The organism is Bacillus sp. FSL W8-0102 (assembly GCF_038007225.1).
In the GTDB taxonomy this organism is placed as follows: domain Bacteria; phylum Bacillota; class Bacilli; order Bacillales; family DSM-4216; genus Bacillus_O; species Bacillus_O smithii.
In genome coordinates this window covers 1,213,823-1,237,978 of sequence record NZ_JBBOWT010000001.1, presented here as the reverse complement: position 1 = coordinate 1,237,978, position 24,156 = coordinate 1,213,823, and the positions used below count along the sequence as shown (strand labels likewise).

Below are 24,156 nucleotides of genomic sequence, written 5' to 3'. Positions count from 1 at the left end.
CTTTTCTATAATATCATCTTTTTTTTCGAAATGCTAGTCTGTTTTTCCCGCAGATCCTTCTTGGAATATTGATTTTCCTCATATTCCTGTTCAAACAGCAAGATGGTTCCTCTGCCCGATTCTCCTTCACAAAGGTGAAAGCGAAAGGACAAGATGACAGCATGCCGCCCGAAAACAAATGGATGATAATGAACGGTTCCGTATGGAAGCTCTTCAAACCACTTCATAAATGTTTTTCGTTCATTGACCGGGTAAACGCTTTTCAGCACCGTTCCATTCGTTGCTTCGGCCGATAACATACATCTCTTTTTCTGTTCAAAGCTCCAAACCGTTCCGTCTATGGGCGAAAGATAGCCGATTGTTTGGGATTTTTCAGCCATTGGCGACGTCGCCAATACAAAGATGATTTGAATCTCATTATTTTTCGGAGATTTGCTTTCTATGCGAAAATCAAGCTTTTTTCCGTCATAACCGTTATTTTCTTCGATTTCAAAGAAAATGTCGTTATCACTATTCGAAAATTTTCGACTATTCACCAAACAATAGCAATGAAAATGAGTGCTACCCATGTCATTTTTTACGAGTCGCTGCTTTTTTTTCATCTCTTCACACCCTATTCTTTATTGTTTTATAAAACAGTCCCCTCGTCTTCGATTCTATTAAACGGTCCATATGGACTCATATAGCTTTTTCGTTTTCTTTGCGGCTTCTTCCCAGCTGTATAAGTGTTTTGCCGTATGATAGCCTTGCCGCGCCAGTTTATCTATCATACTTGGATGATTCAATACAGAGACGATTTCTTTCGTTAAACTTTCGGGATTTCCTGCTTCGAAAAGTATCCCGGAATGCTGGTGCTTGATAAACGTCTCGAGTCCTCCGGTGTTGGCGGACACGACCAATTTCTTGGCGGCCATTGCTTCCAAGGCAGCGATGCCAAACGGTTCATAAAGGCTGGGAAAAATCGTAAGCGTACAATGGTTTAATAACGCAATGCGCTCTTCTTCCGTTACATATCCGACAAAATAAACGTTATCTTCCAAACCGCGTTCTTTTACCTGTTGGCGAAATCGTTCCAACAATGGTCCCTTTCCGGCAATGATGAAACAAAGATCAGTCGAGTTCATCATCGGCGCCGCTTCGATGATAGTCTGAAATCCTTTTTCCCATACCATTCTTCCAATTGAAAAGAAATACGTCTTGTCTTTCAGCCATTGAAAGCGTCCACTCAAACACGAAGATGACCATTCTTTATCTTTTTCTGTATCGATGCCGTTGGCAATAACGGATAACGGCGGGTGGTGAGTCAAGATTTGTTGGACTTCTTTTTTCATTGGTGCGCTGCAGACAATCAAGCGGTCGCTCTGCAACATCAATTCGCATTCCTTTTCATGAATGATTCGCTGTATATCGGACATCCTGTTTCCGCTTCGACCATATTCAGTGGAATGAACCGTTGTGATAAGAGGAAGACCAAAAATTCGTTTGCACGAAAGCGCTGCGCCTGCTACCAGCCAATCGTGAGCATGGATGAGATGTATTTCATGATGGGCGAGAATGTCTCCTGCCTTGCGAATCATACAACTATTTAAATCGGCGACCCACTTCAGAAATTGGGGTTCATTTGGATGAAGGGGACCTGATCGGTAAATATGGATGCCGTTTTTTCGTTCATATACGGGCATTCCCTCGCTTTCAGCAGTGATGAGATGAATCTCAACACCTTCGTCTGAAAGCGTCGATGACAACCCCTCCACATGTCTCGCAAGCCCTCCTGCCAAATGCGGGGGAAACTCCCATGAAAACATCAAAACGGCAAGTCGGCAAGAGTCGGTCACAGCTGCAAAACTCCCGGCAAGAAAATGGGCGAAACATTTTTCCAAAAATGACAAAGGACAAAGATTAGAAATTCATTTCCTTCCCGTTTTTCCCTTCTCATCATAAATTCGTATCTCCTTCATATACTTTCGTATAAGCTTTTGTTTTCCGGATGTCGATTCTTCCATTTGTGCTCTGTTTATTTCGAGGACCATTTTTCCGATGAATCGGGAAGATTAAGGAGGTTATTCGCAGAGCTCATTTTTGTATTGCAATAAAAGCTTCCCTTATTTTGCCAATAAAGCAAAAGCTCACTCCATTATTCATAATAAGAATAGGTGCTTATATGTCCGCGCCATTTAGGCTGTTGTCTATCCTCGCTGATCACCCCATCTGAAAGTTTTTCTGCCCCTGTTTCGTCACTAGAACAATGAATTTCATTGGAACGAAGAAGAGGAAAAAATTCATGGGTAATGGTCCAAAACCCTAATTCAAAAATGTAAGAATGTCCTGATTGCAATCCTTTTATGATCCAATAATGATGATCTTTCGCTATTTTAAATGTTTGGGCACTAAAAGCATTATTGCCATCGAAACAAATACCCGTTATGTCATACAGCCGCAAATCCCAAATATGTTCGTTAGCTGGTTTTTGATAAAATTCCATCACGGCCGCAACAAATCGCTCATCTATGATCCATGAGCATAGCGCTTTTTGAAACGGAAGAAGAGCCGCCGATAATTCATTCACAAATGGCTTCCAAGTTGTTTGCACCATTTCATCTGCCCTCTCTTGCTTCTTTTTGGTCCTCCGTTGCCATTTCTCGCATTCAGTATATTTTTCGTTATCTTCATGGTATCACCCCTGCCGCTTTTCCACAATAAACGCATTTTGTCAAAATTTGCCGCACCGCTTGTTATCCATTCTGATCGACTGATTTTTTCAAAATAAATTAAGAAAACTCTTTTCTCTGCATAGACCCACCCACTCCATGGATCATGACGATTCTTTGCACAGGCCCCTTTGCTCTCATCTACCATTCCCTATCGACTCTTTCCCTTTATACACAGATTAAGAGTCCACCAATGTGTTTTCAAGCACCTTTTGTGAACTACCCTCCACTTACCACCCTTGCGGGTCGCTTGAAGTGGGGGCTTCTCGGGTAATCCTATCTAACGATAAGAAATTGACCGAGCTTACCCTCTCGTTCCGAAAGTTATTATTCTTTATGCTAATATGCGTAATCCTTCATTTTTGATATTGATTGCTGAATTGTGATCACGATCTAATACAAAACCGCAAGAACATTCATATACACGTTTAGATAATGGCATTTCTTTTTCCTTGCCACAACAAGAACATTTCTTAGTAGAAGGGAACCACTTATCGATTTTTACAAGTTGTTTCCCTTGTTCTTTTAGCTTGTATTCTAAGAAAGTAGTGAACATACCCCAGCCATTATCATGAACACTTTTTCCAAAATTGAGGGCTTGAGACATTCCTTTCATGTCTAAGTCCTCAATGATAACTGCGTCATAGGTTGATGCTAATTCTTTTGATTTATGGTGAAGAAAATTCTTGCGTTGATTGGCAATTTTCTCTTGTAACTTTGCTACTTTCAAACGTTGTTTTTCCCAACGTGCAGAACCTTTTTTTCTGCGAGAAAGAATTCGTTGTGCTTTTGCCAGTTTGTCTAATGCTTGTCGATAGTACCGTGGGTAATTGGCTTTCTCACCCTGTTCACTCTCGACATATAGACCGTCCATAGCAAAATCTAAGCCAACTACTTTTTGAATCTTTACTGACTGAATATCTTTCTCGTATTCTGTCAAAATCGAAATATAATATTTACCTGTCTTTGTTTTAGAAATAGTACAAGATTTGATTTTATAATCAGCAGGTATTTCTCTATGTCGGTTCATTTTCATTGGCTTTTTGATTTTTGGTAGTTTGATATGACCATTTTCTAGCTTAATATTGCCGTTGACCATATTGGTTGTGTAAGATTGTTTATTTTTCTTGCTTTTGAATTTAGGAAACTCCGCACGACCTTCAAAAAAGTTCTTATAAGCATTTTGCAAATTGATCTGTGCGTTTGCTAAAGCTAAAGAATCCACTTCTTTTAGGAATGGAAATTCATCTTTGTATTTCGCTGGTGTCGGGAATGCTTGTTGTTTAAGCGTTTCTTTATCGTTTTTGAATTTCTCATACGTTTCCTTACGTTCTTCCAGCATCTTATTGTAGACAAAGCGAACACAACCAAATGTTTTGGCTAATTGGATTTTCTGTTCTTTATTCGGATACAAACGAAATTTGAAGGCTTTGTTTTGTTTGGCCATATCAAATCACCTCACTTCTGACCTTGATTTTCAATGTATTTTTTTATGACTTCTATTGGTGCACCGCCTGTTGTAAGCAGGCAAAAGCTTCTTGACCAAAACATCTCTTTCCATAGTCTTTTTCGGATATGAGGAAAGTTTTTCTTTATCAGTCGAGAACTTGCACTCTTATAAGTATTGATGAACTTCGATAATTCAGAATTAGGATGTGCTTTGAATAGGATGTGGATATGATCCTTATCATGATTCCACTCTGTCAAAGTAATGTTGTATTTTTTTCCGATCTCAATGAACATATCTTTTGCAAAATCAGATATTTTATCGGTGAACACTTCTCTGCGATACTTTACAACTAATACAAGATGATAATGTAATAGGAACACTGAATGATTATTACTATCCAATTTCATTGATATATCAATCCTTTTTTATATATAAGACTGATTATATCAAAACCTTTGGCTAAAGCCAACCGAAATTCATCTCCCGAGTCAGTCAAGACTTTGTGGGAATTTTTTTGGTTCGCTGAAAATAGATGTAAGTCATAGGTTAGCGAACCATTTTTTTGAATTTCATCCGTAAGCGCTTTCGGACTCTCATCCCTTGCCATGACAGACGAATATGTATACCTTTTTTTACCATCCCTTGAATTCAGACAGGGCATGATAGATCGGAGTCCCGGACGATTGCTGTAAATATGGCACGTTATTCCGCGTGATCTCCGGCCAAAGACGGCGGATGCGTTGTTTCGCCTTGTTCACGATCGTCTGTTTGGTGGATGCCGTTTCCTCCGCCGGATGCGACGATTCTTCTCCTAAACGATGTCCGAAAAGACGAATCCCATCCATCCGGGCAATCATTGCCTTGAAAAACGCCCTGAGTCCCTTGTCTGTCCAACTGCGGCGGTATTTCACCCGATACGCCAGCTGGCTCATCACGCTTTCAGCCCTCCCCATCGGATACATGCCCGTTGTGTCCACTCCTTGCTCCTTCAGCCATTCCCGGTAATCACGGATGCATCCCGGCATCGATTCGATCCGGTGGATCAAGGCAGCCAGCTGTTGTTCTTTCGCTTCGTCCCCCAGCGTGCCGAGGGCGCTGTTCAGTTCCACAAGCAGCTTCTCTTCATCCTGCTTCGCCAGCTTTTGCCGAATCGCCTGCCACCGTGGATGGCCCGAGAGGCATTGGCGCAACTCACGCGCCACGTGGAATCGATCCAATTGGAAGCAGACCCGTCCCTTGAAATACTCCCGGCACGCGGTAATCCATGGAGCGCCGTCCCCGTTGATGACAAGAAGATCCCGACACGGATCATAGGCATATTCATTTATCAAAAATTCCTCGAAGCCTTCCCACACCTCCCCCTTGCCCTCATGGACGTAATGGCGCTGATTGACAAATTCGATCCGTGAGCCGTTGCGCTTCCACCCTTCGTGAACGGTTAGGATCTTGTCTTCCTTGGCCCGTTTTCCCTTCCCTTGGCGAGAAACAAACAGTCCATCGGCCTCCACAAACAGCACCCGTCCATATCGCTGGTCAACCGGGCAGTGCAGCGGAACTTCAGCCTCGAGCACCAACTGGCGGATCGTCTCATGGCTCATCACCGGATACCCGACCATCTGGGCAAGCGTATGAGCCGCTTTGCGATAGGAAGAGCACTCCACAGCCAATCCCATCGCCGTTTCTTCTAGACAAGGGCTGATTGACTGCGATCCATCAAACGCTAAAAAGGAATCAAGCAAAAACGTGTAACGGTTTTGTTCTCGGTCTAAATAGTAGTTTCGCTCAAAGGTAACTTCGCCAAACAAGGTTTGAATCGTGGTGCGTCGTTTGTCTTTCAAGTGGTACCGGCGCTTGTCCCGGGTTTCCGCCAATTGTCGGTCGATGTCCTCCAACAGAGCCGTAAACAGCTCGGTGAAGGCGTTTTGCAAGGCTCGAAACAAATCAAGTTCGATCTCTTTCCATGTCAACGAATTTGTGGTAAGATGTTGTTGAATATTCATAGGACTCTCTCCTCCTGTTTGATGGTGTGAACAATGATCATCTTACCAGGGAGAGAGTCCTTTTTTCATGTTTCCTGCTTGGGATCCTACCGCACTTTGCTTGGTGGCCCCGATGAGGGGGATTGCGAACCTACGTTCCCAACCCCCTCATCGGGGAATTCTAAGAATTTCTCCCACAAACATTTTACTCACACTCATCTCCCACCTACTCATTGGGCTACGCCCTGCACATTCCTTGAGGATGGGAGACTTCTTTCGGAAATCCGTTAAATTTCCCTTCGTTTATTAGATACTCTTATTCTACAATGATGTATGGAAGAATTTTGCGGAATATGCTATAACTAACAGTATCTATATCGATTTGGGGTGAAAAGTATGTATGGATTTATCTTGGGATTATTGGCCGCATCGCTCCTTTTATTCATTCTATCTTTCTTCATGAAAAGTCGTTTCAAAACGATGGAACAGCAGCTAGAAGAAATATCGCTTCAATTCCTTCAAGAAAATTACCAGGTGAAAAAGAAGCTGAAAGTTTTGGAAGAGGAACTTTTAATGGGAGATCCCTATTCCGAAGAGAAAAATTCCCGTCAAAAAGTGAACGAAATCATTCGCAATCAAGTGATATCCTTATATTTCCAAGGAAAGAGCATGGATCAAATCGCTAAACAATCTTCCCTTTCTCTCAGCCAAATCAAACAAATTTTAAAACCCTATCAAAGCAATGAATATAAGAAGGACATGATTTTTTGATGACGGGATGCAAAGAATCCGGATGATTAGAAACGGATTCTGAAAATAAAAAATCGAAAACCCGCAAGACAATAAAAAGCGAGGAATGGAAATGAGCAGAGAAACAGTACGTGCATTCGCTTTTGGATTGCTTTCAGCAGCATTGGCCTTATTTTTATTTGTACAGTTTTTTTATCGACCTGAAGCCAGTATGAGCACTCAAGAGATGATACACGCATTGAAAAAACAGGGGTACACGGTTTCTTCCCCGAAAGAGTCAAGTAATCAGCCGATAAATCGAAAATCATATAGCTCGAAGCGCGAAAAACAGCAGGCGGATACATCTCGCAAGACGAAGAATGAGTCATCTAAAGAAATGACTAATTCCAATCGTTCGTTCCGGTTAACGATATCGCCTGGAATGACGCCAGATCAAATCGCCCAACGTTTGGAACAAGAAAAAATCATCAATAGCGCCAATCAATTTAGTGAGTACATGAACCAAAACGGCTTTTCCAAAAAACTGCAAATCGGGACGTATTCATTAAACTCGCAAATGACGATGGAGGATATAGCCAACACCATTACTAAGTCAAAATAATCGATATTTAGCCATCCAGTGTTTTTCCGATTTCGATAAGATAGACCATATTGTACATAAGAAGAGCCAAGAAAAGATCTTCATCCACGCAATCCCCGTTTATCGCTTTTGTGATAATAAAAGGGCCGAGACGAACATCTCAACTGTTCGTTTCGGCCCTTTTTCGATTATCCTTGGCTGTTATTTGAATCGGAGCTTTTGCTCTTCGCCTTATCGTTGGATTGGTTGACCTGTTTTGGCATTTCGTCCACGACGACATCGGAAGATTGTTTTTGCGCCCGTTCTTTCTTTAGTTCGAAATATTTGTCCAAAATTCGACGACCAATACGATAGTTGATTTGCGAGCTTCCGTTTCCTTCATAGACCCACGGCACAACGACGGCAAACGCAACTTCCGGATTGTCATAAGGAGCATAACCAACAAGCGTCAAATTCCAAACCATCGGCAGCTGTTGACCTCTTTTCAAAAATTCTTCGCTTTTTGGTCCATCATATACCCCTTCTGCCGTCCCCGTTTTCCCGGCCGGTTTGTAAGGCGCATCATGAAAAGCGCTGTAAGCCGTTCCCTGCGGATCCTGCATGACTTCTCTAAAGCCCTCTTGTACATGTTGAATCCAAGAGGTTTTAGCATCAATTCTGTTCAGCACTTTTGGTTCAACCGTTTTGATGACTGGACCAATCTTTTTGGAATCTGATACTGGTTCGCGAATTTCTTTTACGATGTGCGGCTCCATTCGATAGCCGCCGTTGGCAATGGTTGAAACATATTGTGCCATTTGCAGAGGCGTATACGTATCAAATTGCCCGATCGCAAGGTCCAAAAGCAAACCAGGACGACCTGGATCGATCTTTCCTTTATAGCCGACTTGTTCATTCGGCAAATCGATACCCGTAGGCACACCTAAGCCAAATTGAGCGTAATGGCTTCTCATGACATTAAAGGCATTCATATCAATCTGAAGGCTTTGATTCGGACGATAGGTTCCTTTTCCGATGGCAATGGCCGTTTTAAACATATAAACGTTTGAAGACCGCTTAAGAGCATATAAATCATTAATGGACATGGCGCCGGTGCGGTTAAACCATGAGCTCTTAGGGGGGGTTCCTCTAAATTTTAAAGGTTCATCCACGAGGTATTGTCCCGGATGAATCGCACCAGTCATATACCCTGTTAATAATGTGGCCCCTTTGACAGCTGACCCCATAGCATAGGAAGTCGTCATATTGCCAAGGGAAAAATCCACAAGTTCAGGTTTACCGGTTTTTTTGTCGATTTCGTATTTTTTTCCGGCCATGGCCAAAATTTCACCGGTATGCGGATCCATCATAGTGACAAAAGCTCGGTCCAAATACCGTCTTCCCGGAATTTCTCTTGACAGTTCTTGGGAAATGATCTCATCCACCGCTTTTTGCAAATCCATATCGATTGTCAGAACAAGATCATCTCCCCGCTTCCCTTTGCTGACAACTTGGGAATCAAGGATGTTGCCGTCTTTGTCTGTTATATTTTTAATTTTTGTTTTTTGTCCGCGCAAAACGTCTTCATACTGATATTCTATGTAGCTTTTGCCAACACGGTCATTACGGCTGTAATCTTTTGATAAATAATAATCAAGCATATCTTGAGGAAGCCCCTCTTTAGAAGACGAAATTTTCCCCAGCACCGACTTTAACGTTTCCCCGTAAGCATAGGAACGGTCCCAGTCAACGGTTGTATCCACACCAGGAAGAGAATCGAGATTCTCGTTAACCAAAGCATATTCCTTCGGTGTCACTCCGTTGTTTTTCACAATCTGCGGCGTCATCGCATATCCAGAATTAAATTTACTATAAATCGCCAATACCTCTAAGTCATGTTTTGTCAAGGAAGCTAAATCCTTTTTGGTGACTCTCTTCAGCTGCAATTGATATAATTGATCGTCAGACAATTGATTGTCTTTATATTTTTTCCATTCTTCTTTCGTAATCTTCTGTTTCGCCTCTTTCGGATGAGTCATGATCCAATAATCTTTTTTATCTCTTTCGGTGACTTTATCCGTATCCATGTGAATCAAAGCAGCCAATTTTTTGGCCGTTTTCAGCATTTCTTTAGGACCGGCATTTTTCGATCTTGTATACGTAATGGCGTATTTGGAGCGGTTTTCCACCACCGGTTGACCATTTCGATCATAGATGATGCCGCGAGGAACGCTTGTATTGGCCGTCACATTCTCCGTGCGTTCAATCTTCCTTTCGTAGTCCTCCCCTTGAACGATTTGTACAACCCCTAACCTAAAAATTAAAATAGAAAACAACACAAAGACAATAAAAAACAACATGTTCACCCGAAAAGGTACATGCGTTCTTTTTGCTCTCTTTGCTTTTTTCAATGGGAACAATCCTCTCTTTACAATAACTCTTTTCTCTTTATCATTTTAAACAAAACCAAGCCATTTTTCTATAAAAAAGAGCATGTAAAATGATAGATGATTTTCTTTTAAATCATGGAAAAATCGAATATTAAAACGGAAAACGTCCATTTTGGTGCGTACATCTACATCTATTTATGTTATGTATGGTGTATTATAAATCAAGATATCGTAATTGGATCAGACCCCTCCTTTTCATGGACTTATTTATTGTATTTTCCATAATGAAAATGGAAGGATCCGTCCTTAAGTACGAGCACTGACTATTCGATGCGAATGTTTCGAATACAAAAATAAATCAGCGTATGACCAGCTCCAACGATTAACAACAAGATCGGAATGCTTTTTTGTTCAGGAAAAAAATGAATGGCGAATATAAAGCATAAAACCGAAAAAATACGGCCGGCATTGTTAAACAATTCTCTCACCACAATATACTCGACCCGCATTTCACTTGCTTTCCAAGAACGGCCGATCACATCATAAGTAATCGAAATATACGGAACAAGTAGAAAGGGATACGCGATGGCAATCATGCTTGCATAAATCAAAAGTTTCGGGAACGTGGGATGAAACACAATCAAAAAAAGGGACAAGTATAGGACCACACCTGCAGCCAGTATCACTGGCTTCCGAAATTCCTGTTTGATCAGACGCGAAGCTAAAGAATAGCCAATAAAAGAAATTCCTGAGTTCACCAACCCATAGGTACCTAACGAAAATTCACTTCCCGTCGAAATAAAGACGAAAACGGAAATAACAAATACGAACACGCCTTCCCGCAAACCTTGGAAAAAATGAGCAATCGTAATTCGGTTCCAATTCTGATTCGTTTTCCTCTCCTTCCATATCCTTTTCAAAAAATATTGACCATGAGCCGGCCTTCTTTTCAGCATAAGACTTAAAAGAACAGCGATCGTAAATAAGCCGAGCGACACGGCAAAGATAATGGAATACCCGATAAACGACTCAAACCGTGAAATAATGGATCCGGCTAAAACGGGACCGACCATCCCTCCGGCTGAACTTAACGTTCCGAGAAATCCGTTAAAAAAATCACGGGTTTCTGGTTCCGTAATCTCAAACGTTAAGACATTGTACGCCAGCCAATAAAAACCATATCCCACTCCCAGCAAAGCGCCGAGAATAGCTAAAAATTCATGGGCCCGTTCGCCAAAAAAAAGGACAGATAAATAAAAAAGGGCCAAGAAACTGACTCCCATACGCAAAACCATGATTCGATCGACTTTTTTGGCCCATTTCCCGGCGAGAATAAACGTTAATGGCTGAAAGATGACCACCATTAAATTATAAATCGCCAAATCCATAAACTTTCCGGACTGTTTCCATAAATAAATGTTTACAAATGTGTTGGAAAGCGCCACGCTTAAAGAATAGCATCCGCCGATCGTTAATAAAATCAGCAATTCTTTTGTTAATTCTACATCACCAAACCATTTTTTGTTCTGTTTGCTCATAAAAAACTCCCCTTTGTCTCTCTCCTATCTTTTGAAACAAAGGGGGCTCTTATACAAGAAAAGGCGAATCCCTTTGAAAGGATTCGCCTTTGTCATCCAATCATTATTTTGCAGCGCTGTAGCGTTTTGCTACTTCATCCCAGTTGACTACATTCCAGAATGCTTGGATATAGTCTGGACGACGGTTTTGATAATTCAAATAATAAGCATGTTCCCAAACGTCTAATCCTAAAATAGGAGTTTTACCTTCCATTAATGGAGAATCTTGGTTTGGTGTGCTCGTTACTTCTAATTCACCGTTGTTCACTACGAGCCAAGCCCAGCCGGAACCAAAACGGTTTGCTGCTGCAGCAGAAAATTCTTCTTTAAATTTCTCAAAGCTTCCAAATTTTTGGTTGATAGCATCTGCCAATTCGCCTGAAGGAGCACCGCCGCCGTTTGGAGAAAGAATCGTCCAGAAAAGAGAATGGTTAGCATGTCCACCGCCGTTATTGCGAACAGCCGTACGTACATTTTCTGGAACGGCATCTAGGTTAGAAATCACTTCTTCAACAGATTTGCTGAGAAGTTCATCATTTCCTTTCAACGCATCGTTTAATTTTGTCACGTAAGTGTTATGGTGTTTCGTATGATGAATTTCCATTGTTTTCGCGTCAATGTGTGGTTCTAAAGCGTCATAAGCATAAGGCAATTTTGGAAGTTCAAAAGCCATGATTAATTCCTCCCTATGTAATCCATTTTTAAATTTTGAAACATGTGATTCAACCGTTTCCAATTATTACATTACCAAAGATAGTGTGGACTTTCAATTTTTTTGCTTTTGTTTGCATAAAATTTGTGTTGGCCATTACCCATAAAAATATGACAAGCACTTGCCAAAATGGAATGTACCCGCCCCCTATTTGTCCTTTTTCCTTTTCATCTAAAGCTGGATTGTTTTGTTGAAATTCTTTCTTCGCGAAAGGACCAATGATAGGATTCCCAATACTCGCCTGAATTAAAGCTGCGATTTTTTTGACAAAAAAACCGCAACGAACTTGCGGCTAAACAAAGTCTATGGACCCTGCAGGACTCGAACCTGCGACCGGACGGTTATGAGCCGTCTGCTCTAACCAGCTGAGCTAAGGGTCCTCCTCATTTCACCCCACAATATAACACCCTGATGATCGATCTGTCAATGACATCAATGAATCTGCCAGAAGAAATACACGATCATGGCGATCTGAATGATACCTTTTGTCAATACGGACGCAAAAAAGGCCACAACAGAACCAAGAGCAATTCTCACCGCTTGAGAAAAAGAAGTCCGATGAAATACCCATTCTCCAATCAACGCGCCAAGAAACGGTCCGATCACGATACCGAATACCGGAATGACAAAAGGCCCGAGAATAAGCCCAATTGTGCTTCCCCAAATTCCTGCTTTGGAACCGCCAACCTTTTGGACCCCGAAGTAATTGACCATATAATCTGAAAGAAACAGCAAAACGACCAAAATCCCTTGAACCGTCCAAAATACCCAGCTAAACGGTTCAAATGAAAAAAACAGTCCATACAGCAAGAAAGCGCCCATCAAAAATAGCACTCCTGGTATGACCGGATAAATGAGTCCGATAAAGGCAATGATGATGCAAATCCATATAAGGATCCAAAAAAGAATCGACAAAAAAGTCTCCTCCCTTTTTTTGCTTTCGACCATTCTCATTTCATGTCTTTACAGAAAGTTTTATGCCCCCAATAAAACATACATGAGAGAAAGATCATTATGCTTTATTTATTGTAGCGGAAAACGACGATACTTCAAAACCTTTTCACCGATCAACAAAAAAACACGCAGTTTAAAGAGAAAACATAAAGAAAATATTCGTGGTTTCAGAAAAACATTCTTTCTATCCCTTCATAAAAAGAACAAAGCGGTCATAAGGTATACTACGGAGGGACAAATATGAAAAGATTAGGAATGTTACTCGCTCTTGTTGTCGTCATTATAGCCATAGGATATGATCTAAAAATTGGAACTCTTCCGTCAAGCCAACCAAAAACCAGCCCATTTTCATTATCAGCACCTGCCGCCCATTCATCCATTCCTTATAAGGAAATCAAAATCCACTCGGGAGATACGGTTCTGTCGGTCGCTGAACGAATCCAAAAGGGAACTTTGCCGGTATCGATTGACGAAGTCATCCATGACTTTGAAACATTAAACAACGGTCTGAAACCGGAGGACATTATGGTTGGAAGAACGTATAAATTCCCCGTATATGAGTGAACTTAAGTTTATTTATTGCTATTTCAACAAAGACTGGTACAATTATTTAATGAAAAGAGCTTATTAATTTAATGATATCAAAAGGAGAGAATCCACTTGGGTGAAATTATACATCGTTCAAAAACGCGGCCGGTAAAAGTGGGAAATTTAACGATTGGCGGTAGCAATGAATTGATTATTCAAAGCATGACTACCACGAAAACGCATGATGTAGAAGCGACAGTACGGCAAATTCATCAATTGGAAGAAGCCGGCTGCCAAATTGTTCGTGTTGCATGTCCGGATGAACGAGCAGCAAATGCGATCCCCGAGATAAAGAAAAGAATCCATATCCCATTAGTAGCGGATATTCATTTTGACTATAGATTAGCTTTAAAAGCCATTGAAGGCGGAGCAGACAAGATTCGGATTAATCCCGGCAATATTGGGAAACGGGAAAAAGTAGAAGCGGTTGTCAAAGCAGCCAAAGAAAGAGGGATCCCGATCCGAATCGGCGTCAACGCAGGAAGTCTTGAGAAAAAAATTCTTGAAAAGTACGGATATCCTACCGCTGATGGAATGGTGGAAAGTGCACTGCACCATATTCGCATTTTAGAAGACCTCGACTTTCACGATATCATCGTGTCTTTAAAAGCTTCCGATGTCAATTTAGCGATCGAAGCATATGAAAAGGCAGCAAGAACGTTTGATTATCCGCTTCACCTAGGAATTACGGAATCTGGAACACTTTTTGCCGGCACCGTCAAAAGCGCAGCTGGATTAGGAGCCATTCTTAGCAAAGGCATCGGAAACACCTTGCGTGTTTCTTTAAGCGCCGATCCTGTTGAAGAAGTAAAGGTTGCCCGGGAATTATTAAAAGTATTTGGTCTTTCTTCCAATGCGGCGACATTAATTTCCTGCCCGACATGCGGCCGAATTGAAATTGATTTAATCAGCATTGCAAACGAAATCGAGGAATATATTCAAAAAATTAAAGCCCCGATTAAAGTGGCCGTTCTTGGATGCGCCGTCAATGGTCCTGGTGAAGCAAGAGAAGCAGATATAGGCATCGCGGGAGCACGCGGTGAAGGACTGCTGTTCCGAAAAGGAAAAATCGTGCGAAAAGTACCTGAAGAAACAATGGTTGAAGAGTTGAAAAAAGAAATCGATGCCATTGCAGAAGAATATTATCAAAAACAAAAGCAAGAACAAAATGCATAAAAAGAGGCCGGCTTAAGCCAGCCTCTTTTTTCTGTAAAATGCTAAAAGAACGGAAGGACAAAAAGTCCCATCACGACTGCAACAGCTCCAATGCCGATCGCCCATATTCCAAGCGACTCCGCCCCTCTTCTTCTGGCCATGAAACCGACGATGATGCCGGCAACGCCAAATAAAATAGGCATAGTAAACAGAGAAATAATGGAAAGCACCAGCGCGGCGATGCCGATATAACTTCCGGAGTTTTCCTCATCGCCATCCCGTTCACGTTCACGAACTGTATGATCCTCTCGATCATCTATTACAGGTGCGGCAATTTCTGCAGCCGTTTCCTCTTTATGATCCGTATTTTTATATTCGTTTTCTTCTGTACCTTGTTTTTCTTCGTCCAATGCAATCCCCCGCTTTTCATACGGAATATGGATGCTCATTTGAAGTTCCATGTTACAGGAACATTTATAATATTACCGAACAGACATCTCATTACTTCCGTGAATGGTTGGTGCTTTTGGTAATAAACTTGAAGGAAAGACATTTTAATCAACATCACCTTTCCTGCCTATTCGGTTTGAAAAACCTTTTGTATCTTATAAAAATAAAGTATGATACACTTTTATTTGCAACGGATTACCGTGAAAAGCGACAACAGAAAAAAGCAGGATGAATCAAAGGAGCAGAGAGAAATGAAAAAAAAACGGTTTGGCATAGATATCGATGGTACAGTAACATCCCCTGACAGTTTAATTCCTTTTATCAACCAAGACTTCCAATTAAACATCACTTTAAAAGATATTACAAAATATGATTTAACAGAAGCATTAAATATCCCGGAAGACATTTTTAACAAATGGTACACGGAAAAAGAACCGCTCATATATAAACTTTCCCCGATTGCAGAAGGAGCAAAAGAAGTATTAACAGAATGGAAAAAACGTTTTCAGCTGTTCTTTATCAGCGCAAGAGGCGATCATGCGTTCGATATTACAAAAAAATGGTTTGAAGAGAACGACATCCTCTATGATCACATTGAATTGATCGGGACTCACCACAAAATTGAAGCCGCTAAAAAACATGAAGTGGATATATTTTTTGAGGATAAGCATGACAATGCTGTTTCAATCCATAAAGAATTGGATATTCCGGTTATTTTGTTCAATACCCCTTACAACCAGGAGCCGGTCCCTAAAGGAGTGATGCGGGTCGACTCATGGAAAGAAGCAAATGATATTGTAAAACGATTATTTTAACAGTGAGTACGTACGAACCCATCAAAAAAACGGCGAAGAATAAGGGAAAAATCCTTATTTTTCGCCGTTTCTGCATTCTGGACATGTTCCATACACTTCAAATTTATGATCTGCAATTTCATATCCGTCCAAATTTTCTTGAATCGAATTCATCGGGCAAATATGAATTTCCTTTGTTTTTCCGCAAGATAGACAAATAAAATGGTGATGATGCTCCATGGCAGAACAAGAAAACCGAAACAATTTTTCTCCGTTTAGTTCCGTATCTTCTAATATTCCGATTTTGACAAATAAAGCCAAGTTCCGGTAAATCGTGTCAAAGCTGACGCCCGGATAACGGCCTTTCATCATCTCCAACACTTCTTTGGCCGATAAATACTTATCGTGCTTGGCAAATAATGCAAGCAAATCCTCCCTTTTATCCGTATGTTTAAATCCTTTTTCTTTCAAAATCGAAATGGCTTCTGCTACTTCCATACATTGCACCCCCACTGTGTCATTTTCCGTATGCTGCCGAGCTCATGGACAAAATAAATAACCGTTCTAATGCCAGAAAAAAACTATGAATATTTTTAAACGTATATGCTTAACGAATTTTATTTGATTTTAATCATCGCTTTCAGGGCGATTTTCATTCTCATTTTTCAGAATGATTCCGATTTATAGATAAGTGAAGTATACATGAAAAACGCCAATAAGTAAACGAAAATGAAAATTCTCCGTTCCATTCCCTTTTTATAGACACAATTTTCAAGTTGACGCATATAGTGAATCAGGGAGTGATGGGCGTTGAAATTTATTCAAACGATGATCAATCATAAAATCAGCACCATGACGGGAACAGAACTTTATAAATGGGGAAAACAGTTCAAAATTTCGATCACGAAAGAACAAGCAGATGCGATTGCGGCGCATTTGCGCGGAAAAAAAATCGACTTGTTTGATGATAAGCAGCGGACTCAGCTAATCAAGGAAATCGCTAAAATCATCGGACCGAAAAAAGCGAAAGAAATCAATGAGCTGTTTATATTGTTTATGAACTCAGAATGACGGTGATGAAAACAGCAAAGATAAAGGCGAAAAACTCCTGGCCCTTTTCCTTGCCTTTATATTCCCCGCTTGCGGCTTATCGAAAAGGGCTTTGGAGTTCTCTGTTCTCTAATCAGCTGTCTGCAATTTTTTGCAGAAGATTCTCATCGAACTTTTGGCTACGGATCATTTCGATTTCAAATTTATACGGTGGTTTTTTGTTTTTCTTATCTTCCCCTACATACGGCGTTTCCAAAATTTTTGGCACATCTTCTAATTGTGGATGATAAATTATATAATGAAGAGCTTTGAAGCCTATATGACCAAAGCCAATATTTTCATGGCGGTCTTTACGGGACCCTCTTTCATTTTTGCTGTCGTTCACATGCAGCACCTTTAAACGATCAATGCCGATGATTCGGTCAAATTCCTCAAGCACTCCATCGAAATCTTCGACAATCGGGTATCCTGCATCGTGTGTATGACACGTATCAAAGCATACGGAAAGCTTGTCATTATGAACCACACCATCGATGATCATCGCCAATTCTTCAAATGTCCTTCCGCATTCCGAACCTTTTCCAGCCATCGTCTCCAACGCAATTTGTACATTTTGCTCACGAGTCAATACTTCGTTTAGGCCTTCAATAATTTTTTTAATGCCGACTTCCGATCCTTCTCCGACATGGGCGCCGGGATGGAGAACAATTTGTTTAGCTCCGATCGCTTCTGTTCTTTCAATTTCGCTGCGTAAAAAATCAACACCTAATTGAAACGTATCCGGGTTTTTGGCATTACCGATATTAATAATATAAGGTGCATGGACGATGATTTCCGTAATTCCATGTTCCTCCATATGCTTGCGGCCCGCTTCTATATTTAAATCTTCTATTTTCTTGCGTCTCGTATTTTGCGGTGCACCGGTATAAATCATAAACGTGTTCGCCCCATAGGAAACAGCTTCCTCGCTCGCCGCTAGAAGCATTTTTTTCCCGCTCATTGAAACATGAGACCCTATTTTCAACATCCGTTTCAGCTCCCTTTTCCTTATCCTTTAAATGCAGCGGTTCACCAATGGTGTTGCTGCTTTCGTGTCATCGAACAAAAGGTTTATTTCTTTTTCGCTTTCAATCGTTTTTCTCTTCGCTTTAATTTTTCTATTTCCTGTCTGATTTTTTTCTTATAACCCGGCTTCACTTTTTTAGGCTTGCGTACGAGGGCTTTCGCTTTTAATTCTGTTTCATCCGCCATCTTCTCCCGGTTTTTCCTTCTGTTCCGATCCGGAATTTCTATAATGGCGTCCTTTTGAATATCACGATGCAAGAAGCGAATTCCTCTTTTCTCCAAACGATTTAAAATATCTTCATCGCTTGGGGTATAAATCGAAGCACATATTCCTGAAAAACCCGCCCGACCGGTCCGTCCTGAACGGTGAATATAAAAATCGAGATCTTGCGGCAATTCGTAATTTATTACATGGCTGACTCCCTCAATATCAATACCCCTAGCAGCCAAATCTGTGGCCACTATATATTGAAACTCAAGGTCGCGGATTTGTTTCATCATTTTCTTTCTTTCGCGGGGAGTTAAATCGCCATGAATTCTTCCCGTTTTTAATCCTTTTGCTGCTAACGCATCTGCCACTTCATCTGCCATTTGTTTCGTATTGGTAAAAACCAAAGCCAGATAGGGGTTAAAGGCAATCAGCAGCTGATAAAGCAAGTCGATTTTTTCCCGACTTTTCAGAGGGACTAGAATATGTTCGATTGTCTCTGCCGACGCTTTTTTAGGCTGTACTTGAACGTATTCCGGGTTTTCCATATATTTTTTTATAAAAGGCTTTAATTTTTCCGGAATGGTTGCAGAAAAAACAAGCATTTGCAAATCTTTGTCCATTCGGCTGGCAATTTGGTCCACTTCCACTATAAACCCCATGTCCAACATTAAATCCGCTTCATCCACCACAAGAATTTGAGCTTTATAAACGGATAAAGCCTGCTCTGTAATCAAATCACGAATCCTTCCAGGTGTACCAACCACAAGATGCGGCTGTTTTTTTAACTTTTCCATATCTTTTTGTTTATCCGTTCCGCCTATTAGGCAACGGGCGGTGATCGTCTTCTCAGAAAACTTCGTAATCGATACTATTTCTTGGTGAATTTGACTGGCCAATTCTCTCGTCGGAGCCGTTATGACAGCTTGCACCTCTTGTTTTTCTGGATCAATTTTTTCCAAAATCGGCAGCAAATAGGAGTGCGTTTTCCCTGTCCCCGTTTGCGACTGGCCGACCGCACTCTCCCCTTTCAAGATCAAAGGGATCATTTTTTCCTGTATTTCTGTAGGTTGATAAAATCCTAATTCTTCAATTGCTTTATTAAGAAAAGGCTGAAATCCAAATTTCTTAAATTGATGGTTGATCATTTAAGCCACTCCTTGAAGGTCATTTCCATTGCCACATTATATAATAATCAATCCAATAAATCATCTTTTCTTTCTATTTTTCGGATTATAAACTCCCCTTTTTTCTCTCCACCCTCATCTTTTCTGTATGATTGAGTCAAAATTCGATTTTCATCGCTTCTTCTTTAACCAAAAACCTTTTCCCGCTTTTCAGCCTGTTTATGTGCCTTCGCTTTTTTTCTTTTATCAAGAGGTTGACGCCAAGAGTTCATACTTCATTTCTTTTACCAATCCGTTTTCGCCGTAACTGTTTGAGAAATGTCAACTTGTTCTTCATTGGAAAAGAGCTCGCTGACAAGATGTTTCACTTTATATCTTCCTTGCATATTCTATAAAAGAGTGTAAATCGTATCAGAAAGGAGGAACGTACATGCCCCCTAGACAAATGCCCCCTGTACAAAGAGGTTTCAATCTTTTTCGCGGACCGCAGCCAACGCAGCCTTTTCAATCTTTTCCACCTTTTGCCGGATCCCCTGTGAGCAGACCTGCCCGCGGCGGGGGATTATTGTCGCGACTTTTGAATCGATCGGGACGAATGGGCAACACCGCTTTTCCCGGGATGACCGGTTTCGAACGCCCCGCTTCCTTGATCGGCCAGTCCCCTGTCCAAAATCTTGCTTCCCCTGGAACACTGAATAAATTTTTAGCAAATACCCAGCAAGTTTTAAATACTGCTCAGCAAATCGGGCCTATGATCCAGCAATACGGGCCTATGGTGAGAAATTTGCCGGCTATGTGGAGGCTTTACAAAGGATTTAAAAATGCTACCGCCGAAGAAGATGCAGATGCAGACGCAGACGCAGATACAGAATCCGATTCACCGGATGAAGACAGTCATGAAGAGGAAGAAAACACCGAAAAAAAGGACAGCGCAAAAAAAGCATCCAGCTCTTCTCATCAGACAAAAAGATCCCGCATCCAAAAAAGCAAAAAAGCATCGTCCGCCAAAGCGGAGAAAAGAAGCGGCGAATCCGTTCCTAAACTCTATATTTAACAAGGCTATTCTTATTTTACAATAACGGACCCAAACAATCTTTCTTTGTCTTCTTTTGTATCCTCCTATATAATAAAAATCGTAAGGACCCGAATTCTATTATTGTACAGGGGGATTTTAGCGCATGGAAGTCATTAAAATATCACCTCGCGGTTATTGCTACGGCGTTGTAGATGCCATGGTCATCGCCCGCAATGCCGCTTTAGATAAAACCCTTCCCCGCCCCATTCATATTTTAGGCATGATTGTTCATAATCAGCATGTCACAGAGGCGTTTGAAAAAGAAGGGATCATTACATTAGACGGAAAAAACCGCAAAGAAATTTTGCAAAAAGTCGATAAAGGAACGGTTATTTTTACCGCCCATGGCGTCTCGCCGGAAGTCAGAAAGCTAGCCAAAGAAAAAGGACTGGTGACGATTGACGCTACCTGTCCGGATGTCACAAAGACCCATGAATTAATCCGCGAAAAAAAAGAACAAGGGTATGATGTCATCTATATCGGCAAAAAAGGGCATCCCGAGCCGGAAGGAGCAGTTGGGGTGGCGCCCGACATTGTACATTTGGTGGAAACGCCGGAAGATGTTGAGAATTTGTCCATCCAAAATGATAAAGTGATCGTGACCAACCAAACGACCATGAGCCAATGGGATGTCGCTCACATTATGGACAAAGTGAAAGAAAAATATCCACAAGCGGAAACTCATAAAGAAATATGCCTTGCCACTCAAGTGCGTCAAGAAGCGGTTGCTGAACAAGCAAAAGAAGCAGATGTTTTGATTGTGGTTGGAGATCCTAAGAGCAACAATTCCAACCGTCTAGCCCAAGTGTCTGAAGAAATTGCAGGAACAAAAGCTTACCGCGTTTCCGATATTACCGAGATTGAAATCGATTGGATTAAAGACGTGAAAAAAGTGGCTGTTACCGCAGGAGCTTCCACACCGACGCCGATCGTAAGAGAAGTGATTGAATTTTTGGAAGCCTTTGATCCAAATGACGAAACGACTTGGGTCCGCGAAAAGAAAGTTCCGCTTGAAAAGATCTTGCCTAAAATTAAACATCCAAAAAAACCGGCAAAAGGCTGATCCACAGCCTTTGCCGGTTTTTTATTCCCCACAAAATGAGGCATCGTCAACAGTAGAGATCAAATCATAAGCAAATTATAAAAACCGAAACGGATCCGTATTGACTTTTGAAGGAATAAACTCTACGTCCGCCCCTTTTTCGTCCGAAATGGCGGATAATATTTTGGCCACCCCTGTTTTCATTACTTTTTCCACATTATGTCCCGGGTCGACTATATTTAAACCAGCCATCATGGCATCATGGGCGGTATGATAATACATGTCTCCCGTCACATATACATCGGCGCCTTTAAACACAGCCGATTGATAATATTTGTTGCCGTCGCCGCCAAGAACAGCCACTTTTCTCACTCTGCTCTTCAAATCTCCTACGACTCTCACACCTTCTACTTCCAACTGGGATTTCACAAAACGGGCAAATTCTTCAAGCGTCATTTCTTGCTTTAGTTTGCCAATTCTCCCCAGCCCAAGAATTTCTCCTTTATTTTCCAGAGGGTAAAGATCATACGCTACTTCTTCATATGGATGTGCTTTCAGCATCGCTGTCAAAATCTTTTTCTCCAACCGTTTTGGATAAATCGTTTCAATTCTTACTTCCTGTACTTCTTCCAGTTTTCCTCTTTCGCCAATATAAGGATTAGCATGACTTCCTGGAAGAAATCTTCCTGTTCCCGTTACCGAAAAAGAACAATGACTGTACTCGCCAATAAAACCGGCACCGGCATCTCCTATTGCTTTTCGGACTTCTTCTGCATGGTCGACAGGTACATAAACAGCTAGTTTATTCAATTGCTCTTCGATGGTCGGGACGAGCACTTCCGTGTCTTCCAGCTGCAAACATTCAGCCAATAAATCATTGACGCCACCGGGAGCAATGTCAAGATTGGTATGAGCGGCATAGACGGCAATGTCGTTTTTGATTAATTTTTCCATTATTCTTCCACTCGGTTCGTCCGTCCGTATCGCTTTTAATGGACGGAAAATGGGCGGATGATGAGCAATAATTAATTGAACGTTTTGCTCAATGGCTTCATCGACTACTTCCTCTAACACATCCAGAGCAATCAGCACCCGTTTCACTGGTTGATTCAGTCTTCCCACTTGTAAACCAATTTTATCGCCTTCCATCGCGTAAGATTTAGGAGCAAAGCGTTCAAACCACTGGATCACTTCATGTCCATTGACTGTTTTCATAATCCCAGCGCCTCCTTTACCAAATTCCTTTTTTTCATGAGTTCGGTACGTTTTTCCACTGTCTTATCCGGTGATTCTGCTTTATTTAATTGGTTAAGAATATTTCCCCACTTTTCATATTCATGCTTCCATTTTTGATAAAAAGCGTCGTTTTTCTTTTTTAATAAGATCGGTCCCATTAAAATGCCGGCTTCCAACTGATCATAAGGGCGATACGGGTCCCCTTTTTCGGCGACGATAATTTCATATATTTTTGCATCTTCTTCCAGAATTTGTTCGTCGACGATTTCCCAGCCGTTTTTTAAAAGCCATTTTCGAACTTGTCCAGATCCGACGTTCGGCTGAAGAATAAGCCGGCTTACTCCCGGGAGCTTTTCTTTTCCCGCTTCTAAAATGGAGGCGATTAAACTGCCACCCATTCCGGCAATGACGATGCAATCAACTTCTCCTTTTGCTATCACTTCCAGTCCGTCTCCTTTACGGACGTCAATTAAATGTTCCAGTTCGGATGATTGCACTTGCTTCTTGGCCGATTGAAAAGGACCTTCTGCAATCTCCCCGGCGACAGCCGCTTTTGCCAATCCTTTCTTTACAGCGTAGCAAGGCAAATAAGCGTGGTCAGAGCCGATATCAGCCACTGTTGAATGTTTCGGTATGTATTCTGCCACAGTTTCCAGACGTTTCGATAATTGATGGATATTCATGTTTTCACCACTTAACCATTTTTCTTTCCTCATCTATTTTAAACGGAATGCTGCCACAAAAAAAGCTCTTTGCGTCGATCAGCAAAGAACTTTGATACCATTATTTTAATTTCATCAGCCAGTCTGCCATTTGGTCAGCATGGTCAGCGGACACAAGTCCTGAAGGCATAGCGCCTTTTCCGTTCTGAATGATGTTTTTGATTTGATCTTTGGATAATTTCTTGCCAACCCCTTTTAAGGATGGCCCTACGCCGCCTTCATAATTTTGCCCGTGGCAGCCCGCACATGTTTGTTTAAAGAAACCTTCGGGATCAAAAGTCTCAGCTGTCTGTTCCGTTTTTTCGCCGCCGCCCTTTTTTTCTTTGGCAGCCTGTTCGCTGTCATTTAGACCTTTTAATGATAAAAAAAACACCAGGCCGATTCCAAATACCATAATCAGCAAAAACGGAATAATTGGATTTCGATTCATGCTATTCCCTCCTTTATGTATGCGATTTCAATCTTCACAGTACAAACACCTTCTATTTTACTTCAAAAACCGGATGAGGAAAAGTCCTTGATTGTTAATTTTTTCCCGTTTTTCCCTTTTCAGAAAAAAGAATTC

General features: G+C 41.3%; 25 protein-coding genes and 1 tRNA gene. 8 read left to right on the top strand and 18 right to left on the bottom strand.

The window, feature by feature from the left end:
* Positions 1 to 5: 5 nt before the first annotated feature.
* The 6 genes from N1I87_RS06005 to N1I87_RS05980 all read right to left on the bottom strand — a co-directional run bounded on the left by N1I87_RS06005 (position 6) and on the right by N1I87_RS05980 (position 6,158).
* Positions 6 to 602: a hypothetical protein gene (locus N1I87_RS06005; protein WP_341101012.1), complete on the bottom strand. Its 597-nt coding sequence runs from the start codon at positions 600 to 602 to the stop codon at positions 6 to 8.
* Between the two features lie 57 nt (positions 603 to 659).
* Positions 660 to 1,778, bottom strand: a complete 1,119-nt coding sequence (locus N1I87_RS06000) for a glycosyltransferase family 4 protein (RefSeq protein WP_341101008.1) — start codon at positions 1,776 to 1,778, stop codon at positions 660 to 662.
* Positions 1,779 to 2,134: 356 nt separating this feature from the next.
* Positions 2,135 to 2,593, bottom strand: a complete 459-nt coding sequence (locus tag N1I87_RS05995) for a DUF4912 domain-containing protein (RefSeq protein ID WP_341101006.1) — start codon at positions 2,591 to 2,593, stop codon at positions 2,135 to 2,137.
* Between the two features lie 449 nt (positions 2,594 to 3,042).
* A complete protein-coding gene (locus tag N1I87_RS05990) occupies positions 3,043 to 4,155 on the bottom strand; it encodes an RNA-guided endonuclease InsQ/TnpB family protein (protein WP_003353586.1) in 1,113 nt (370 codons plus the stop codon).
* An 11-nt stretch (positions 4,156 to 4,166) separates the two neighbouring features.
* A complete protein-coding gene (tnpA, locus tag N1I87_RS05985; RefSeq protein ID WP_003352529.1) occupies positions 4,167 to 4,565 on the bottom strand; it encodes an IS200/IS605 family transposase in 399 nt (132 codons plus the stop codon).
* Positions 4,566 to 4,790: 225 nt separating this feature from the next.
* On the bottom strand, positions 4,791 to 6,158 hold the full coding sequence (locus N1I87_RS05980) for an ISLre2 family transposase (protein WP_341101002.1): 1,368 nt from the start codon (positions 6,156 to 6,158) through the stop codon (positions 4,791 to 4,793).
* Positions 6,159 to 6,533: 375 nt separating this feature from the next.
* On the opposite strand from N1I87_RS05980, the gene N1I87_RS05975 reads away from it, so the two are divergent.
* The gene (locus tag N1I87_RS05975; protein WP_341100998.1) at positions 6,534 to 6,908 is read left to right on the top strand and encodes a helix-turn-helix domain-containing protein; all 375 of its coding nucleotides are present in this window, start codon (positions 6,534 to 6,536) and stop codon (positions 6,906 to 6,908) included.
* A gap of 91 nt (positions 6,909 to 6,999) precedes the next feature.
* Positions 7,000 to 7,488 carry an endolytic transglycosylase MltG gene (locus N1I87_RS05970; protein ID WP_341100996.1) on the top strand — a complete coding sequence of 163 codons (489 nt, stop codon included), beginning with the start codon at positions 7,000 to 7,002 and terminating at the stop codon, positions 7,486 to 7,488.
* A 167-nt stretch (positions 7,489 to 7,655) separates the two neighbouring features.
* On the opposite strand, the gene N1I87_RS05965 is transcribed toward N1I87_RS05970, so the two are convergent.
* The 5 genes from N1I87_RS05965 to N1I87_RS05945 all read right to left on the bottom strand — a co-directional run bounded on the left by N1I87_RS05965 (position 7,656) and on the right by N1I87_RS05945 (position 13,040).
* Positions 7,656 to 9,806 (bottom strand): peptidoglycan D,D-transpeptidase FtsI family protein, encoded by a 2,151-nt coding sequence (locus N1I87_RS05965; RefSeq protein ID WP_341103291.1) that lies wholly within the window; start codon positions 9,804 to 9,806, stop codon positions 7,656 to 7,658.
* Positions 9,807 to 10,159: 353 nt separating this feature from the next.
* Positions 10,160 to 11,374 (bottom strand): MFS transporter, encoded by a 1,215-nt coding sequence (locus N1I87_RS05960; RefSeq protein WP_341100993.1) that lies wholly within the window; start codon positions 11,372 to 11,374, stop codon positions 10,160 to 10,162.
* 103 nt (positions 11,375 to 11,477) lie between these two features.
* A complete protein-coding gene (gene sodA / locus N1I87_RS05955) occupies positions 11,478 to 12,086 on the bottom strand; it encodes a superoxide dismutase SodA (protein ID WP_003355365.1) in 609 nt (202 codons plus the stop codon).
* Positions 12,087 to 12,431: 345 nt separating this feature from the next.
* Positions 12,432 to 12,505 (bottom strand) — tRNA-Ile (locus N1I87_RS05950).
* Positions 12,506 to 12,557: 52 nt separating this feature from the next.
* The gene (locus tag N1I87_RS05945; protein ID WP_003355366.1) at positions 12,558 to 13,040 is read right to left on the bottom strand and encodes a DUF456 domain-containing protein; all 483 of its coding nucleotides are present in this window, start codon (positions 13,038 to 13,040) and stop codon (positions 12,558 to 12,560) included.
* Positions 13,041 to 13,319: 279 nt separating this feature from the next.
* Between N1I87_RS05945 and N1I87_RS05940 the strand changes: the two genes are divergently transcribed.
* Positions 13,320 to 13,643 carry a hypothetical protein gene (locus tag N1I87_RS05940; protein WP_341100987.1) on the top strand — a complete coding sequence of 108 codons (324 nt, stop codon included), beginning with the start codon at positions 13,320 to 13,322 and terminating at the stop codon, positions 13,641 to 13,643.
* Between the two features lie 105 nt (positions 13,644 to 13,748).
* Positions 13,749 to 14,843: a flavodoxin-dependent (E)-4-hydroxy-3-methylbut-2-enyl-diphosphate synthase gene (gene ispG / locus N1I87_RS05935; protein ID WP_390895381.1), complete on the top strand. Its 1,095-nt coding sequence runs from the start codon at positions 13,749 to 13,751 to the stop codon at positions 14,841 to 14,843.
* A gap of 41 nt (positions 14,844 to 14,884) precedes the next feature.
* Here ispG and N1I87_RS05930 read toward each other — a convergent pair whose 3' ends face one another.
* The gene (locus N1I87_RS05930; RefSeq protein ID WP_003355370.1) at positions 14,885 to 15,271 is read right to left on the bottom strand and encodes a DUF4190 domain-containing protein; all 387 of its coding nucleotides are present in this window, start codon (positions 15,269 to 15,271) and stop codon (positions 14,885 to 14,887) included.
* Between the two features lie 252 nt (positions 15,272 to 15,523).
* Between N1I87_RS05930 and N1I87_RS05925 the strand changes: the two genes are divergently transcribed.
* Positions 15,524 to 16,087, top strand: coding sequence for a 5' nucleotidase, NT5C type (locus N1I87_RS05925; protein ID WP_270584035.1), 564 nt, complete (start codon positions 15,524 to 15,526; stop codon positions 16,085 to 16,087).
* 54 nt (positions 16,088 to 16,141) lie between these two features.
* On the opposite strand, the gene N1I87_RS05920 is transcribed toward N1I87_RS05925, so the two are convergent.
* Positions 16,142 to 16,564, bottom strand: coding sequence for a Fur family transcriptional regulator (locus N1I87_RS05920; RefSeq protein WP_003355372.1), 423 nt, complete (start codon positions 16,562 to 16,564; stop codon positions 16,142 to 16,144).
* 312 nt (positions 16,565 to 16,876) lie between these two features.
* Here N1I87_RS05920 and N1I87_RS05915 point away from each other — a divergent pair, with 312 nt between their 5' ends.
* Positions 16,877 to 17,137, top strand: coding sequence for a DUF2624 domain-containing protein (locus tag N1I87_RS05915; protein WP_003355373.1), 261 nt, complete (start codon positions 16,877 to 16,879; stop codon positions 17,135 to 17,137).
* A gap of 112 nt (positions 17,138 to 17,249) precedes the next feature.
* On the opposite strand, the gene N1I87_RS05910 is transcribed toward N1I87_RS05915, so the two are convergent.
* Positions 17,250 to 18,143 (bottom strand): deoxyribonuclease IV, encoded by an 894-nt coding sequence (locus N1I87_RS05910; RefSeq protein ID WP_340395979.1) that lies wholly within the window; start codon positions 18,141 to 18,143, stop codon positions 17,250 to 17,252.
* 83 nt (positions 18,144 to 18,226) lie between these two features.
* Positions 18,227 to 19,537, bottom strand: a complete 1,311-nt coding sequence (locus N1I87_RS05905; protein WP_048623695.1) for a DEAD/DEAH box helicase — start codon at positions 19,535 to 19,537, stop codon at positions 18,227 to 18,229.
* A 409-nt stretch (positions 19,538 to 19,946) separates the two neighbouring features.
* Here N1I87_RS05905 and vrrA point away from each other — a divergent pair, with 409 nt between their 5' ends.
* Positions 19,947 to 20,570: a VrrA/YqfQ family protein gene (gene vrrA / locus N1I87_RS05900; protein WP_340395981.1), complete on the top strand. Its 624-nt coding sequence runs from the start codon at positions 19,947 to 19,949 to the stop codon at positions 20,568 to 20,570.
* Positions 20,571 to 20,694: 124 nt separating this feature from the next.
* A complete protein-coding gene (locus tag N1I87_RS05895) occupies positions 20,695 to 21,654 on the top strand; it encodes a 4-hydroxy-3-methylbut-2-enyl diphosphate reductase (protein WP_270584032.1) in 960 nt (319 codons plus the stop codon).
* Between the two features lie 75 nt (positions 21,655 to 21,729).
* Here the strand turns inward: N1I87_RS05895 and N1I87_RS05890 are convergent, their stop codons facing one another.
* The 3 genes from N1I87_RS05890 to cccA all read right to left on the bottom strand — a co-directional run bounded on the left by N1I87_RS05890 (position 21,730) and on the right by cccA (position 24,021).
* Positions 21,730 to 22,848, bottom strand: a complete 1,119-nt coding sequence (locus tag N1I87_RS05890) for a Nif3-like dinuclear metal center hexameric protein (protein ID WP_327796967.1) — start codon at positions 22,846 to 22,848, stop codon at positions 21,730 to 21,732.
* The gene (locus N1I87_RS05885; RefSeq protein ID WP_327823978.1) at positions 22,845 to 23,552 is read right to left on the bottom strand and encodes a tRNA (adenine(22)-N(1))-methyltransferase; all 708 of its coding nucleotides are present in this window, start codon (positions 23,550 to 23,552) and stop codon (positions 22,845 to 22,847) included. The genes N1I87_RS05890 and N1I87_RS05885 overlap by 4 nt, the downstream gene beginning before the upstream one ends.
* 100 nt (positions 23,553 to 23,652) lie before the next feature.
* Entirely contained in the window at positions 23,653 to 24,021 is a 369-nt protein-coding gene (cccA, locus tag N1I87_RS05880) for a cytochrome c550 (protein ID WP_048623700.1), read from the bottom strand.
* Positions 24,022 to 24,156 lie beyond the last annotated feature (135 nt).